Annotated in this window: 16 protein-coding genes; 3 read left to right on the top strand and 13 right to left on the bottom strand. The window is 55.7% G+C overall.

Translation table 11 applies throughout. The features are described from left to right. Positions 1-63: 63 nt before the first annotated feature. Entirely contained in the window at positions 64-2,607 is a 2,544-nt protein-coding gene (gene mutS, locus PW844_RS29230; protein WP_299460388.1) for a DNA mismatch repair protein MutS, read from the top strand. A 95-nt stretch (positions 2,608-2,702) separates the two neighbouring features. Here the strand turns inward: mutS and rpoS are convergent, their stop codons facing one another. From rpoS to cysG, 13 genes are all read right to left on the bottom strand, one after another. Continuing rightward, entirely contained in the window at positions 2,703-3,695 is a 993-nt protein-coding gene (rpoS, locus tag PW844_RS29225; RefSeq protein ID WP_013510222.1) for an RNA polymerase sigma factor RpoS, read from the bottom strand. A gap of 50 nt (positions 3,696-3,745) precedes the next feature. Next, positions 3,746-4,834 carry a murein hydrolase activator NlpD gene (nlpD, locus tag PW844_RS29220; RefSeq protein WP_299460371.1) on the bottom strand — a complete coding sequence of 363 codons (1,089 nt, stop codon included), beginning with the start codon at positions 4,832-4,834 and terminating at the stop codon, positions 3,746-3,748. Between the two features lie 161 nt (positions 4,835-4,995). Then, positions 4,996-5,622 carry a protein-L-isoaspartate(D-aspartate) O-methyltransferase gene (locus PW844_RS29215; protein WP_084876460.1) on the bottom strand — a complete coding sequence of 209 codons (627 nt, stop codon included), beginning with the start codon at positions 5,620-5,622 and terminating at the stop codon, positions 4,996-4,998. Continuing rightward, a complete protein-coding gene (surE, locus tag PW844_RS29210) occupies positions 5,616-6,377 on the bottom strand; it encodes a 5'/3'-nucleotidase SurE (RefSeq protein ID WP_084876461.1) in 762 nt (253 codons plus the stop codon). The genes PW844_RS29215 and surE overlap by 7 nt, the downstream gene beginning before the upstream one ends. Beyond that, on the bottom strand, positions 6,358-7,401 hold the full coding sequence (truD, locus tag PW844_RS29205) for a tRNA pseudouridine(13) synthase TruD (protein ID WP_299460364.1): 1,044 nt from the start codon (positions 7,399-7,401) through the stop codon (positions 6,358-6,360). The genes surE and truD overlap by 20 nt, the downstream gene beginning before the upstream one ends. Next, on the bottom strand, positions 7,398-7,880 hold the full coding sequence (gene ispF, locus PW844_RS29200; RefSeq protein ID WP_299460491.1) for a 2-C-methyl-D-erythritol 2,4-cyclodiphosphate synthase: 483 nt from the start codon (positions 7,878-7,880) through the stop codon (positions 7,398-7,400). Before ispF ends, truD begins: the two co-directional genes overlap by 4 nt. Beyond that, positions 7,880-8,596: a 2-C-methyl-D-erythritol 4-phosphate cytidylyltransferase gene (ispD, locus tag PW844_RS29195; RefSeq protein WP_299460361.1), complete on the bottom strand. Its 717-nt coding sequence runs from the start codon at positions 8,594-8,596 to the stop codon at positions 7,880-7,882. The genes ispF and ispD overlap by 1 nt, the downstream gene beginning before the upstream one ends. Before the next feature lie 3 nt (positions 8,597-8,599). Then, positions 8,600-8,917: a cell division protein FtsB gene (gene ftsB / locus PW844_RS29190; RefSeq protein ID WP_013510229.1), complete on the bottom strand. Its 318-nt coding sequence runs from the start codon at positions 8,915-8,917 to the stop codon at positions 8,600-8,602. Between the two features lie 172 nt (positions 8,918-9,089). Beyond that, positions 9,090-9,410, bottom strand: a complete 321-nt coding sequence (locus PW844_RS29185) for a DUF3561 family protein (RefSeq protein WP_084876464.1) — start codon at positions 9,408-9,410, stop codon at positions 9,090-9,092. Positions 9,411-9,464: 54 nt separating this feature from the next. After that, positions 9,465-10,070, bottom strand: coding sequence for an adenylyl-sulfate kinase (cysC, locus tag PW844_RS29180; RefSeq protein WP_299460346.1), 606 nt, complete (start codon positions 10,068-10,070; stop codon positions 9,465-9,467). After that, on the bottom strand, positions 10,070-11,497 hold the full coding sequence (gene cysN / locus PW844_RS29175) for a sulfate adenylyltransferase subunit CysN (protein ID WP_299460343.1): 1,428 nt from the start codon (positions 11,495-11,497) through the stop codon (positions 10,070-10,072). The genes cysC and cysN overlap by 1 nt, the downstream gene beginning before the upstream one ends. A gap of 10 nt (positions 11,498-11,507) precedes the next feature. Beyond that, positions 11,508-12,416, bottom strand: a complete 909-nt coding sequence (gene cysD, locus PW844_RS29170; protein WP_084876467.1) for a sulfate adenylyltransferase subunit CysD — start codon at positions 12,414-12,416, stop codon at positions 11,508-11,510. Between the two features lie 9 nt (positions 12,417-12,425). Then, positions 12,426-13,841, bottom strand: a complete 1,416-nt coding sequence (cysG, locus tag PW844_RS29165) for a siroheme synthase CysG (RefSeq protein ID WP_299460336.1) — start codon at positions 13,839-13,841, stop codon at positions 12,426-12,428. Between the two features lie 246 nt (positions 13,842-14,087). Between cysG and PW844_RS29160 the strand changes: the two genes are divergently transcribed. Together PW844_RS29160 and PW844_RS29155 are read left to right on the top strand one after the other, a co-directional pair. Beyond that, on the top strand, positions 14,088-15,107 hold the full coding sequence (locus PW844_RS29160; RefSeq protein ID WP_299460332.1) for an aminopeptidase: 1,020 nt from the start codon (positions 14,088-14,090) through the stop codon (positions 15,105-15,107). Positions 15,108-15,116: 9 nt separating this feature from the next. After that, entirely contained in the window at positions 15,117-15,401 is a 285-nt protein-coding gene (locus PW844_RS29155) for a YciI family protein (RefSeq protein ID WP_299460329.1), read from the top strand. The last annotated feature ends 15 nt before the right edge of the window (positions 15,402-15,416 follow it).

The raw sequence follows: 15,416 nt of genomic DNA, 5'->3' as shown, positions 1-15,416 counted from the left end.
AACCTATTACGGGCACTCAAAAAGTAAATGCAAAGCGAGAAAGAGATGAAAGGAGCAGAGCAAATGGACTTCACCGCCCATACGCCCATGATGCAGCAGTACCTGCGTCTGAAGGCCGATCATCCTGATATCCTGCTGTTCTATCGCATGGGTGATTTTTATGAGCTGTTTTACGATGACGCAAAACGCGCTTCACAGCTGCTGGAAATCTCACTCACCAAACGCGGTGCGTCTGCAGGCGAACCCATTCCCATGGCAGGCGTTCCCTATCATGCGGTTGAAGGCTATCTGGCGAAACTGGTCCAGTTAGGTGAGTCGGTGGCGATTTGTGAGCAGATTGGTGATCCCGCGCTGAGCAAAGGCCCGGTAGAACGCAAAGTGGTGCGTATTGTCACCCCCGGCACCATCAGCGATGAAGCATTATTGCAAGAGCGCCAGGATAACCTGCTGGCGGCTATTTTTCAGAGCCAGCGCGGTTTTGGCTATGCCACGCTGGATATCAGTTCCGGGCGCTTCCGGTTGAGCGAGCCTGGCGATCAGGAAACCATGGCCGCCGAATTGCAACGCACGAATCCGGCTGAATTGCTCTACCCCGAAGATTTTCAGGCGATGCCGCTCATTGATCAGCGTCGTGGCCTGCGCCGCCGTCCACTCTGGGAATATGAAATCGATACCGCGCGCCAGCAGTTGAATCTGCAATTTGGCACACGCGATCTTAATGGGTTTGGCGTCGAACAGTCGTATCTGGCACTGCGCGCGGCAGGTTGTCTGCTGCAATATGTCAAAGACACCCAGCGCACCTCCCTGCCCCATATCCGCTCGCTCAGCATGGAGCGTCAGCAGGATAGCGTGATTATGGATGCCGCCACACGTCGCAACCTCGAAATCACGCAGAATCTGGCCGGAGGGACGGAAAACACCCTCGCTGCGGTTCTGGATAAAACCGTTACCCCGATGGGCAGCCGCATGCTAAAGCGCTGGCTGCATATGCCATTGCGTGATGTAGAAACCATCGCACGTCGTCAGCAATCCATTGCGGAATTACAGGCGCACAGTGAAGAGTTACAACCCGTGTTACGCCAGGTAGGCGATCTGGAACGTATCCTCGCCCGTCTGGCGCTGCGCACCGCCCGCCCACGCGATCTGGCCCGTATGCGCCACGCTTTTCAGCAGTTGCCGGAACTGAATGCCTTACTGGAACAGGCCGAGGCTCCTCAACTGATTCAGCTGCGTATGCAAATGGGGGATTTCAGTGAACTACGCGAACTGCTGGAGCAGGCGATTATTGAGTCTCCGCCGGTATTAGTTCGTGACGGAGGTGTGATTGCACCCGGTTATAACGCTGAACTCGATGAGTGGCGAGCACTGGCTGATGGGGCCACCGATTACCTCGATCGTCTTGAAATCCGCGAACGGGAAAAACTCGGGCTGGATACCCTTAAAGTCGGCTTTAACGCCATTCATGGCTATTACATCCAGGTCAGCCGTGGTCAGAGCCATCTGGTACCCATCCACTATGTGCGCCGTCAGACGCTGAAGAATGCTGAACGCTACATCATTCCAGAACTGAAAGAGTATGAAGACAAGGTCCTGACCTCAAAAGGCAAAGCACTGGCGCTGGAAAAAGGCCTTTACGACGAGCTTTTCGATCGCCTGCTGCCGCACCTGGAAGCGCTGCAATTAAGCGCTGCCGCACTGGCCGAGCTTGATGTGCTGGCTAACCTGGCGGAACGTGCCTGGACGCTCAACTATTGCCGTCCGGTGCTACAGGATAAAGCCGGTATCCGCATCATCGGCGGTCGTCACCCGGTTGTTGAGCAGGTGCTGAAAGAACCCTTTATCGCGAATCCATTATCACTCTCCACTCAGCGTCGTATGCTGATCATCACCGGACCGAATATGGGTGGTAAAAGCACTTATATGCGCCAGGCGGCATTGATCGCGCTGATGGCGTGGATCGGTAGCTTTGTTCCGGCTGAGGAAACGGTGATTGGCCCCATCGACCGTATTTTTACCCGTGTCGGTGCAGCTGACGATTTGGCCTCAGGACGCTCTACCTTTATGGTGGAAATGACCGAAACCGCCAACATCTTGCACAACGCTACCGAAAACAGCCTGGTACTGATGGATGAAATCGGTCGTGGTACCTCAACCTATGATGGCCTGTCGCTGGCCTGGGCCTGCGCCGAAAGCCTGGCCAACCGCATTAAAGCGATGACGTTGTTCGCTACCCACTATTTCGAGCTGACCACGCTGCCAGAAAAAATGGAAGGTGTGGTTAACGTGCATCTCGATGCCGTGGAACATGGTGACACCATCGCCTTTATGCACAGCGTCCAGGACGGCGCAGCCAGTAAAAGTTACGGCCTGGCTGTAGCGGCGTTAGCAGGTGTACCGAAAGAAGTCATCAAACGTGCACGCCATAAACTGAAGGAACTGGAAGCCCTTTCGGGCAGTTCAGCAGCCTCGACGGTAGAAGGTTCGCAGCTGCCGCTCCTGGTAGCAGACACGTCACCGGCAGTTGAGGCACTGGAAGCGCTCGATCCCGATACCCTGACACCACGTCAGGCTCTGGAGTGGATCTATCGGTTGAAAACGCTGGTGTAGAAGCAGCAGGATGGTGGCAGCCCGCCACCATCCTGAATAACAAGCATAAAAAAACGGTGACCAAATGGTCACCGTTTTTATGTAGCGATTACGGTTTATTCACGAAACAGCGCTTCGATATTCAGGCCCTGAGTCTGCAGAATTTCACGCAGACGGCGCAGACCTTCCACCTGAATCTGACGGACACGCTCACGGGTCAAACCGATTTCGCGGCCAACATCTTCCAGCGTTGCCGCTTCATAGCCCAACAGGCCGAAACGACGCGCCAGCACTTCACGCTGCTTAGCATTGAGTTCAAACAACCACTTAACGATGCTTTGTTTCATATCATCGTCCTGCGTGGTGTCTTCCGGGCCGTTATCTTTTTCATCGGCCAGGATGTCCAGCAACGCTTTTTCGGAATCACCACCGAGTGGCGTATCAACCGAGGTAATGCGCTCGTTGAGACGCAGCATACGGCTTACATCATCAACCGGTTTATCCAGCTGCTCGGCGATCTCTTCGGCACTCGGCTCATGATCGAGCTTGTGAGAAAGTTCACGCGCAGTACGCAGATAAACATTTAACTCTTTTACAATGTGGATAGGCAGACGAATGGTACGGGTTTGGTTCATGATCGCCCGTTCAATGGTCTGACGAATCCACCAGGTGGCGTAAGTCGAGAAGCGGAACCCACGTTCAGGGTCAAACTTCTCTACTGCGCGAATCAGGCCGAGATTCCCCTCTTCAATCAGGTCAAGCAGAGCCAGACCACGATTGCTATAACGACGGGCAATCTTCACCACCAGGCGCAGGTTACTTTCAATCATGCGGCGGCGAGAAGGAATGTCGCCTCGTAATGCGCGGCGGGCAAAGAACACCTCTTCTTCCGCCGTTAATAATGGAGAATAACCAATTTCTCCGAGGTAGAGCTGCGTCGCATCCAAAACGCGTTGCGTCGCACCCTGTGACAACAACTCTTCTTCCGCTACATCGTTATCACCAGGTTCGTTCTCAACGAGAGCCTTCTCATCAAAAACCTCAGCTCCGTTCTCCTCGAATTCCGCATCTTCGTGTAACTCGTTAACTTTCAGCGTATTCTGGCTCATAAGCGGCTCCTACCCGTGATCCAAGGGCAGAACACCTGGGTTCTGCCGGATTATCGTTGCGGTAAGTAACGCAACGGATTTACGGATTTCCCCTTGTAACGAATTTCAAAATGCAATCTTACTGAGCTGGTTCCGGTGCTACCCATGGTAGCGATTTTTTGCCCAGCTTTAACTTCCTGTTGTTCCCGGACCAGCATAGTGTCGTTATGGGCGTACGCACTCAGGTAGTCATCATTGTGTTTGATGATGATTAAATTACCGTACCCACGGAGCGCGTTGCCTGCGTATACCACCCTACCCGAAGCAGTGGCGACAACAGGTTGTCCACGCGAACCGGCGATATCGATCCCTTTGTTTCCGCCTTCCGCAGCGGAGAAGTTATCGATGATCTTCCCATCAGTCGGCCAACGCCAGCTTCCCACTGGGGTTGTGCTATCCGTTGTGCTGCTGACTGTGGGCGGTGCGATAACCGGAGCTGTGGTCGTTGCCACATTATTTGCCCCTTTCGACGGCAGCAATTTGCTGCCTGAAGAATTACCCGAATCATCAGAATACGTAATAACAGGTTGCTGTGCAACCGGGGTCGATTTAATTTGCGAAGAACTCGGTGTAACGGGTACGCCGCCCTGAGTTGCATCGGCCGCAGTGATAGCGTTACCACCGGTAATTGACTGTCCGGATCCATTACCAACCTGCAACGTTTGCCCGGCGCTCAGGCTATACGGGGCGGCGATGTTGTTGCGTTGAGCCAAATCGCGAAAATCGTTGCCAGTAATCCAGGCAATATAGAACAGGGTATCGCCACGCTTGACGGTGTAAGTCTCACCGCCATAACTACCTTTAGGAATATTCCCATAATTGCGGTTGTATACAATATGACCATTTTGCGTCGTCACATTATCATTACCACTAATCATTCCGCCCGACGCGGGCGCAGAAGGTACACCACCACTTAACATTCCGCCACGAGGCATTGTCGGTACACCGCCGCCAGAGGCGTCGCTCATACCACCGTTTCCACCAATCTGACTAATGGGTGCCTGTGTGTTATCGCTGGAGCTACAGCCTGCCAGCCAGAAACCGACCACTGTCAGTGCCGCCAGACGGCGTAATTGAAATATTGTGCTTCCCGTGCTCATTGATCCCCCGTGATGGCAATCCTGGATATAACTGTGACTGCGTTAGCCGCATTTTACACTGCGTAATGCGTCCGAAACGGCCTTTCGCTTTGATTAACAAGGATAGTAGCAAGATCAACTGCGCCATGCTATGTAACAGTTGTGAACAAGTACGAAGCGCTTTAGGCCAGATCGCCCTGTACTAAAGGCACAAAGCGGACGGGTTCGATGATCTCTTCAATCATCTCATCTCCCTGACGACGCAGACGTTTCAACACTTGCTGATCTTCTCCAACCGGCAGCACCATTCTGCCGCCGTCGCGCAATTGCGCTATCAGCGCAGTCGGAATTTCAGGTGGTGCTGCGGTGACGATAATGGCATCAAACGGACCGCGTGCCGCCCATCCCTGCCAGCCATCACCGTGGCGTGTGGAAACATTATGGAGATCGAGCTGCTTCAGCCGACGTTTCGCCTGCCACTGCAACCCTTTGATGCGTTCAACGGAATAAACGTGGTTAACCAGATGGGCCAGAATGGCAGTCTGATAGCCGGAGCCGGTGCCGATTTCCAGCACACATGCGTCGGCATTCAGTTCCAGCAGCGCTGTCATGCGCGCCACCATGTAGGGCTGTGAAATGGTTTGCCCGCTGCCAATCGGCAGTGCGACATTGTCCCAGGCTTTGTGTTCGAAGGCTTCGTCGATAAAACGCTCACGCGGCACATCGGCGATGGCTTTCAGCAGATGTTCATCATGGATGCCCTGCGCGCGCAGTTGCGCCAGCAGGGTTTCGACGCGCCGACTCACCATGCCAAATCCACCTCCGCCTGGGTCAGCCATTCGCTTAACACCAACTGCGCCGCTGGCGCGGTCAGGTCGACATGCAACGCGGTGATGGAAACGTAACCGGCATCAACCGCCGCAAAATCAGTATCCGGACCCGCATCCAGCTTTTCGCCCGGCGGCCCGATCCAGTACAGGGTGTTACCACGCGGATCCTGCTGACGAATCACCTGATCGGCCGGATGTCGGCTGCCGCAACGCGTCACGCGGAAGCCTTTCACTTCTGACAGGGGTAAATCAGGTACATTGATATTCAGGATGCGGCCGGTACGCAGCGGCTCACGTGTCAGGGCGCGCAGCAACGCGCAGGTCACTGCGGCTGCGGTGGCGTAATGCTGATGACCATTAAGGGATACGGCCAGCGCCGGTAGCCCGAGATGACGTCCCTCCATGGCAGCGGCTACGGTGCCAGAATAAATCACGTCATCACCGAGGTTCGGCCCGGCATTGATACCGGATACCACGATATCCGGGCGCGGTTGCATCAGGGCATTCACTCCGAGAAACACGCAGTCAGTCGGAGTGCCCATCTGTACAGCAATATCGCCGTTTTCATGGGTAAAGGTACGAAGCGGTGTTTCGAGGGTCAGCGAGTTGGAGGCACCGCTCCGATTACGATCGGGTGCCACCACCTGCACTTCAGCAAACTGGCGCAGCGCGCGCGCCAGAGTCTGAATACCAGGAGCATGAATTCCATCATCATTACTCAGCAATATCCGCATCGTTACCTTCTTGTTGGAGAAGCTCACGCACCACACTGGTGGCATAACTGCCCGCAGGCAGCCAGAACTCCATCTCCAGCGTCACATCATCCCACCAGTTCCAGCGCAACTCTTTTGGCACCACGCGCATTGCACGTCGTGCCGCATCAACACGTTCACGCTCAAGCAGTGTAATCAATTCTGCCGCACCTGCCAGGCTCTGCTGTTCAAATTCAAGCGCTTCCGCCTGGGTGCCCCAGCCACCACGCCCGGCTAACGGGGCGGTGATACGCAGCTCATCCTGGTCCACACGCTGTTGCAGTTCGGCCAGTTCTTCGGCCTGCGCGACAAACCAGCTACCACGCCCGGTCAGCTGCAATGCATCGCCGCTGATGACCACATCAAGGCTATTGTCACGCTGTAAGCGGGCGCTGGTCACCTGATTAAACAGATGGCTACGTGTCGCCGAAAGCAGCAGGCCTTTTTTGTTACGATCGCGTGGGCGAAAGCTATCCTGCGCCCACTGCCGGGCCTGCGTCAGATTATTACCATCGCGCCCGAAACGCTGCTCGCCAAAATAATTCGGCACACCGCTTTTCTGAATTTTCTGCAAACGCTGTTCTACCTCGGTACGATCCGAAATTTGACGGATCACCAGGCGAAACGCATTTCCCGCCAGCGCACCGGTACGTAGTTTACGCTTGTGGCGCACAACCTGCAGAATTTCCACACCTTCAAGCTGAAATTCAGACAGATCGGGCATAGCGTTACCCGGTAAACGGAAGCAAAGCGTCTGTTCCGTCACCGCATGACGGTCCTTCATCCCGGCATAGCTGAGATCGCGCACGTGCACACCTAAAAATTTCGCCAGCGCTTCCGCGACGAAACGGGTGTTACAACCGATTTTACGGATACGCACCAATAGCTGTTCACCTTCGCCATCATAGGGATAACCGAGATCCTCGATAACGACAAAATCTTCCGGATTGGCTTTAATCACCCCAGTCGCGCGCGGTTCACCATGCAGGTACAGCAATTCACTCATGCCGTTTCTGCCTTAACCAGCAACGCAACCGCTTCACAGGCAATGCCTTCGCCGCGCCCGGTAAAACCCAGTTTTTCTGTAGTCGTGGCTTTGACGTTGACCTGATCCATATGGCAACCAAGATCTTCGGCGATATTCACGCGCATTTGCGGGACGTGCGGCAGCATCTTCGGTGCCTGGGCAATGATGGTGACATCCACATTACCAATCTGGTAACCCTTCTGCTGGATGCGACGCCAGGCTTCACGCAGCAGGCCACGGCTGTCTGCGCCTTTATAAGTGGGATCGGTATCGGGAAACAGTTTGCCGATATCGCCCATCGCCACCGCTCCCAGCAGGGCGTCAGTCAGCGCATGTAACGCCACATCACCATCGGAATGCGCAATAAAACCCTGTTCGAAGGGAACTCGCACCCCGCCAATCACCAGAGGCCCCTCGCCTCCGAAGGCGTGCACGTCAAAACCGTGGCCGATACGCATCATGCGCTCTCCTGTAACTGAATCTGGGTAAGATAAAAGGCCGCCAGCGCCAGGTCTTCTGGCCGCGTCACCTTGATGTTATCACTGCGACCGCTCACCAGTTCGGGATGGTAGCCGCAGTATTCCAGTGCTGATGCCTCATCGGTAATGATCGCCCCTTCATTAAGGGCGCGCGTCAGGCAAGCCGTCAGCAGTGCGTGAGGGAAGAATTGCGGCGTCAGCGCATGCCATAAATTTTCACGCTCAACGGTATGCGCAATGGCCGCTTTGCCCGGTTCGGCACGCTTCATGGTGTCACGCACCGGTGCCGCCAGAATCGCCCCCACTTTACTGTGCTGACGCACGGCCAGCAGGCGTGCTAAATCATCGGGATGCAGACACGGACGCGCCGCGTCATGCACCAGCACCCACTCCCCCTGCTTCACTGCCTGCAACCCCGCCAGCACGGACTCAGCGCGCGTATCGCCGCCGGTGACGCGCAGCACGCGGGCATCCTGCGCCAGCGGCAAGGTGTCAAACCAGCCATCATCGGGGCCGATGGCGACCACCACCTGTTTTACGGCAGGATGCGCCAGCAACCGCGCGACGCTGTGTTCAAGAAGGGTGAATTGACCGATGGTCAGATACTGTTTCGGGCAGGCCGCCTGCATGCGGCTGCCAATACCGGCAGCGGGCACTACGGCGATCACATCCGCAGAGGAAGAAAGGTTGTTCATGGTTTATCGTTGTTGATTTTGCGCAGCTTGTTGCGCGTTACGTTTGTTCTGGTCCGGCACCAGACGATAGAAGGTTTCACCGGGCTTGATCATGCCCAGTTCATTGCGTGCGCGTTCCTCGATAGCCTCAGAACCGCCGTTGAGATCGTCAATTTCGGCGAACAGCTGATCGTTACGCGCTTTGAGTTTGGCGTTATTCGCCTGTTGTGACGCGACGTCATCATTAACGCGCGTATAGTCATGAATCCCGTTCTTACCCAGCCACAACGAATATTGAAGCCAGCCGAGCAGTACGAGTAGCAATAACGTCAGTTTTCCCATCCCCGCCCCCTGAAAAACGGCTCAATCATCCCATAACTTCGCGCCGGACTCCACTCCAGCAGCGAAAATGCCGTTCACAGGCGTTTGTCCGTACAAATAATGACGCAGATGATGAGAACATCGGCAGGTAAAGTTTTGTAACCAGCCGACGCGTTTGCACATCAGGCACAGCTTACCAGCCGGAGAGAAATGAGAAGAGTAGCCAGAACAGGCATACCACCACGATTGCCGTGACCACCCCGCTCCAGAACAAATGACCACGCAGCATCAGGCTGAAGACAATACCAATCAGCACCGAAACCGGCAGCAGGGCGAGGAAAAATGGCCAGGTATAGAGGAAGAAGAACAGCGTATTGGAGCCGTAGAGCAGGAACGGAATTGCCAGAGCGCACCAGTACGAGAGAAAACCAATCACACCACCCGGTAACGACGAGCGCGGCTCATCCTGGGGGAGTTCATCTTTGCGTGCCAGCATAGGGGTAACGTTCTGCATAGAGTTCCTGTTGACGCGAAGCGCGGCAAACCGTAATGATTTGCCGCTGTCTATTCAGGATCTGATGATATCGCGGTGGCGCAGCAGGTCTAACAATTGGGCGGTCAGTTTTGTAACCAATTGTTCACCATCCAGGTGGATTGCAGGCTGATCTGGTGCCTCATAAACGCTGTCGATGCCGGTGAAATTCCGCAGTTCCCCGGCACGGGCTTTTTTATACAATCCTTTCGGATCGCGTGCTTCGCACACTGCCAGCGGCGTATCGACAAACACTTCAATAAACTGGCCTTCTGCCAGCAGGTCGCGCACCATCTGGCGCTCGGCACGGTGCGGGGAAATAAAGGCGGTCAGCACCACCAACCCCGCATCTACCATCAGTTTTGCCACTTCACCGACGCGACGAATATTTTCTTTACGATCGTCATCGCTGAAGCCGAGGTCACGGCATAAGCCGTGACGCACATTGTCACCATCCAGCAGATAGGTACTGACGCCCAGACGATGCAGCGCCTGCTCCACTGCACCTGCTACCGTGGATTTTCCCGAGCCGGACAGCCCGGTAAACCACAGCACCACGCCCTGATGACCGTGCTGCTGCTCACGCTCAGCGCGCGTCACCGGATGGTCATGCCACACCACGTTTTCATCGTGTTGCGCCATTACTGACCACCCAGCAGATCGCGTGCATTCCAGTGTGGGAAATGACGACGAACCAACGCATTCAGTTCCAGCTCAAAGTCGCTGTACTGACCAGCCTCAGCGCGGCTGGCACTTTGCGGTTCTTCAATCATGCCCGCGCCGACGGTAACGTTGCTCAGACGATCAATAAAAATCATGCCACCGGTCACCGGGTTCTGGCGATACTGATCCAGCACCATCGGTTCATCGAAGGTGACTTCCACCAGCCCGATACCGTTCAGCGGCAGGCTGTCAGCATTGCGTTTTTCCAGCGTGTTGATCTCAACCTGATAAATTACTTTTTCCACGCGACCACGGGCTTTCTTACCGGCAATCTTCACATCATAGCTCTGGCCTGGTTGCAACGGCTGCTCAGCCATCCACACCACGTTGACGGTGGCGGATTGCACCGATTTCAGCTCCGCATCAGCGTCTACCAGCAGGTCGCCGCGACTGATGTCAATCTCATCTTTCAGCACCAGGGTGATAGCCTCGCCAGCGCCTGCCTCCGGCAAATCACCGTCAAAAGTGACGATGCGCGCGATAGTCGATTCCACACCCGACGGCAGCACTTTCACGCGCTGCCCCACTTTCACCACGCCTGACGCCAGCGTACCGGCATAGCCACGGAAATCGAGGTTCGGGCGGTTAACGTATTGCACCGGGAAGCGCATCGGCTGATGATCAACCACGCGGTTCAGCTCTACGGTTTCCAGCACATCCAACAGCGTCGGGCCGCTATACCACGGCATGCTCTCGCTCTGTGAGGCAACGTTATCCCCTTCCAGCGCCGACATCGGCACAAAGCGGATATCGAGGTCTTCCGGCAGCTGTGCCGCGAAATCGAGGTAATCCTGTTTGATCTGTTCAAACGCGTCCTGTTTGAAGGACACCAGATCCATCTTGTTGATCGCCACCACCAGATGCTTAATGCCCAGCAGCGTCGAGATAAAGCTGTGACGACGGGTCTGATCCAGCACACCTTTACGGGCATCAATCAGCAGAATCGCCAGATCGCAGGTTGAGGCACCGGTCGCCATATTGCGCGTGTACTGCTCGTGTCCGGGGGTGTCCGCGATAATGAATTTGCGCTTCTCGGTGGAGAAGTAACGATAAGCCACGTCAATGGTGATGCCCTGCTCACGCTCGGCCTGCAAACCATCAACCAGCAGTGCCAGATCGAGCTTTTCGCCCTGCGTGCCGTGACGTTTGCTGTCGTTGTGCAGTGAAGAAAGCTGATCTTCATAGATCTGACGGGTATCGTGCAGCAGACGGCCAATCAGTGTACTTTTGCCGTCGTCCACGCTACCGCAGGTGAGGAAACGCAGCAGGCTTTTGTGTTGTTGCGCGGTCAGCCAGGCTTCCACGCCGCCCTGATCGGCAATCTGTTGTGCAATAACGGTATTCATCTGCGTCTCCTTAGAAATAACCCTGACGTTTCTTCAGTTCCATCGAACCGGCCTGGTCACGGTCAATCACGCGGCCCTGGCGTTCGCTGGTAGTGGAGACCAGCATCTCTTCAATAATTTCCGGCAGCGTTCGAGCTTCGGATTCCACCGCACCGGTCAGCGGCCAGCAGCCGAGGGTACGGAAACGCACCATACGCTGTTTGATCACTTCACCTGGTTGCAGGTCGATACGGTCGTCATCCACCATCATCAGCATGCCATCACGCTCCAGCACCGGACGCGGTGCGGCAAGATACAGCGGCACAATCTCGATGTTTTCCAGGAAGATGTATTGCCAGATATCCAGTTCGGTCCAGTTGGAGAGCGGGAACACACGGATGCTCTCACCTTTGTTAATCTGGCCGTTGTAGTTGTGCCACAGCTCCGGTCGCTGGTTTTTCGGGTCCCAGCGGTGGAAGCGGTCACGGAATGAATAGATACGTTCCTTAGCGCGTGATTTCTCTTCATCACGGCGTGCGCCACCAAACGCGGCATCAAAGCCGTATTTGTTTAGCGCCTGCTTCAACCCTTCGGTTTTCATGATGTCGGTATGTTTGGCGCTACCGTGTACAAACGGGTTGATGCCCATCGCCACGCCTTCCGGGTTACGATGTACCAGCAACTCAGCACCCATCGCTTTGACGGTGCGATCGCGGAATTCGTACATTTCACGGAATTTCCAGCCGGTATCAACGTGCAGCAGCGGAAATGGCAGCGTGCCCGGATAGAAGGCTTTGCGCGCCAGATGTAGCATCACCGAGGAGTCCTTGCCGATGGAGTACATCATCACCGGATTACTGAACTCGGCCGCCACCTCGCGGATGATATGGATACTCTCTGCCTCCAGCTGGCGCAGATGAGTGAGTCGGTTTTGGTCCATAATTTTTCCTCAAGCCAAATTGACAACGGCGGACTCGCGAGCCCCCTGCTGTGCCGAATGTTGAAACCAGGCCAGTTGCCCGTGCAAATTCACAACTTCGCCAATCACCAGCAATGCTGGCGTCGGCGCGGTGGCGGCCAGCGCCTCCAGTTGGGCTAAGGTGCCAGTCAGCACCTGCTGATCCTGACGCGTGCCGCGGCCAATCACCGCAACAGGCGTCGCTGGATCGCGCCCGTGTTCAATCAGTCCGGCGGCAATCTCCGCCGCCTTCACCGTGCCCATATAAATTGCCAGCGTCTGACGCGCGCGCGCCAGTGACGGCCAGTCAATACCGTTGCTGTCTGCCCGGCAGTGGCCGGTGATAAACAACACGCTTTGCGCATGGTCACGATGGGTTAAAGGGATACCGGCATAGGCGGTTGCGCCCGCTGCCGCAGTGATACCCGGCACCACCTGAAACGGGATACCGGCAGCTTTGGCGGCCTGCAACTCTTCACCGCCGCGACCAAAAATAAAGGGATCACCGCCTTTCAGTCGCACCACGCGTTTACCTTCCAGCGCCAGTTTCACCAGCAGCTGATTGGTCTCTTCCTGTGATACGGAATGGGCACCGGCGCGTTTACCCACGCAGATACGATCGGCATCGCGTCGTACCAGTTCCAGCACCTCATCACTGACCAGGTGGTCATACAGCACCACATCGGCCAGCTGCATCACCTGCAAGCCACGTAGCGTCAATAACCCGGCATCACCGGGACCGGCACCGACCAGGGTGATTTCGCCTGGGTTTCCGCTGTCGTTCTCCAGCTCACGATCCAATGTGCGACGCGCTTCATTAACGTTGCCCGCCGCCATCTGGCTGGCGAACAGGCCGTTGAAGGCGCGCTCCCAGAAACGACGGCGTTCTGACATCTGGCGATAACGTTGTTTCACTTTGTCGCGCCACTGCCCGGCAACGAGGGCCATTTGCCCGAGATTCGCGGGCAACAGGGCTTCAATTTTTTCCCGCAGCAGACGCGCGAGTACCGGTGCGGTGCCACTGGAGGAAATCGCCACCACCAGCGGGGAACGATCAACAATCGACGGGAAGATAAAGCTGCATTTCGGCTGGTCATCCACCACATTCACTAGCTTGTGGCGCGCGTTGGCAGCGTCGAAGACCTGGCCGTTAAGGATGTTGTTATCTGTGGCGGCAATCACGAGGAACACACCTTCCAGCTGTTCCGCATCAAAGGTTTGCGCTACCCACTCAATGGCCGCAATCTCATGCAGTGCCTGCAACTCATGGCCCAGCTCACGCGCCGTCACCCGCACATGCGCACCGGCACGCCGCAGCAGTTCAATCTTGCGCGCAGCGATGTCGCCACCGCCGACAACCAGTACCGGACGGTTTTTGAGATCGGCAAAGAGAGGCAGATAATCCACGTTAACCTTGTTAGTTTTACAATAAGTTAACGCGACTATACGTCCCCGCCTTCTGGCAGATGAAATTACGAATTGGAATGAGTAGTTACCGAATGGAATAACGACCCGGGATTGCTGAGAACATTTTGTGCTTAGCAAATGATATTGCTGGTGTTTCGGAGCAAATCAAATTGTGTAATAGCGGTCACAGTTTCATACTGAAGCACAATTTTTTTTGCACGACGGGATGTCAGAAAAGGACACACTATGTTTGCCACCCTCCGCCGCGTCTTGCTGGCAGCAGCGATAGCGGGCGGTTTTCCTCTCCTTGCTCAGGCTGCCGGGAACGTACCCGGGCAATTTGCCGAACAACAATTGCGTCATATCGCAACCTATTATCCGGGTCGCATGAGCGGCAGCCCGGCAGAGCTGATGACCGCAGATTACCTGCGCCAGCAATTCACCCAACTGGGTTATCAGAGCAATACCCGCCAGTTCAATACCGGCTATAACTGGCGCGAAAAGCAGGGCCAGATGCGCTGGCATAAAGTGACCGCCACGTCGGTGATTGCCGCCCGCGCGGGTAGCGCACCGCAGGAGATCCTGATTGTGGCGCATCTCGATACCTGGACACCGCTCAGCAGCCGTGAAACTGACAACAACATCGGCGGTCTGCGTTTGCAGGGCGTGGATGATAACGCTTCTGGCCTGGGTGTGATGCTGGAGTTAGCCCAGCAGCTCAGCAAAACGCCTTTACATTATGGCGTACGCTTTGTGGCGCTGAGTGCCGGTGAAACCGGTCTGCATGGCATGGATGATTATCTGTCACGCATGAGCGCCAAAGAGAAGAAAGACACCCTGCTGGTGATCGATCTGAACAGCCTGATCGTCGGCGATCATCTCTACTTTAACAGCGGCATGAATACGCCATCGGCGGTGCGCAAGCAAACCAGCGCCCGTGCCGTGCAGCTCGCGCACCGCTTTGGCATCTCTGCTGCCACCCATACGCTGGTGGCACGTGATTTTCCCGGGGAGAATCCTTTTGATAAGGCGGGTATGCCGCTGCTGGATGTCACCGCCAGCAACTGGGCGCTGGGAAATAAAGATGGGCAGCAGCAGCGCGTGCGCAGCTCCCACTTCCCGGATGGCAGCGTCCGTCATCAGACCGAGCGCGATAACCTGGACTATCTCGACCACTGGCTGCCAGGCCGCATTACCCAACGCACCCATGAGAGCGTGAGAATCCTGTTGCCATTGCTCACCGAGCTGGCGAACCCGACAACATGAGGAACTGATATGTACGTGGTTTATCTGAACTATTTCCGTCCGGTAGAAGAAGTGGAAGCCCTGCTCGCGCCCCATATTGCATGGCTGGATCGTTATTTTGCCAGCGGTGCATTTATTGCGGCCGGACGTAAGGAGCCACGTACAGGCGGAATGGTGATGGTGAAAGAGATGCCACGGGACGAGCTGGATGCGATTCTGGCGGAAGATCCCTTCGTGGCGGTGGCGAATTATGACGTCACAAAGGTGAATGTGACGCGAGCTGGCGAGGATTTTGCCGGTTTAACCGGAATTTAATGACGAACCGTAGCG

It is taken from the genome of Pantoea sp. (genome assembly GCF_028283705.1).
GTDB lineage: Bacteria > Pseudomonadota > Gammaproteobacteria > Enterobacterales > Enterobacteriaceae > Pantoea.
This window is presented reverse-complemented; position numbering and strand designations above follow the sequence as displayed.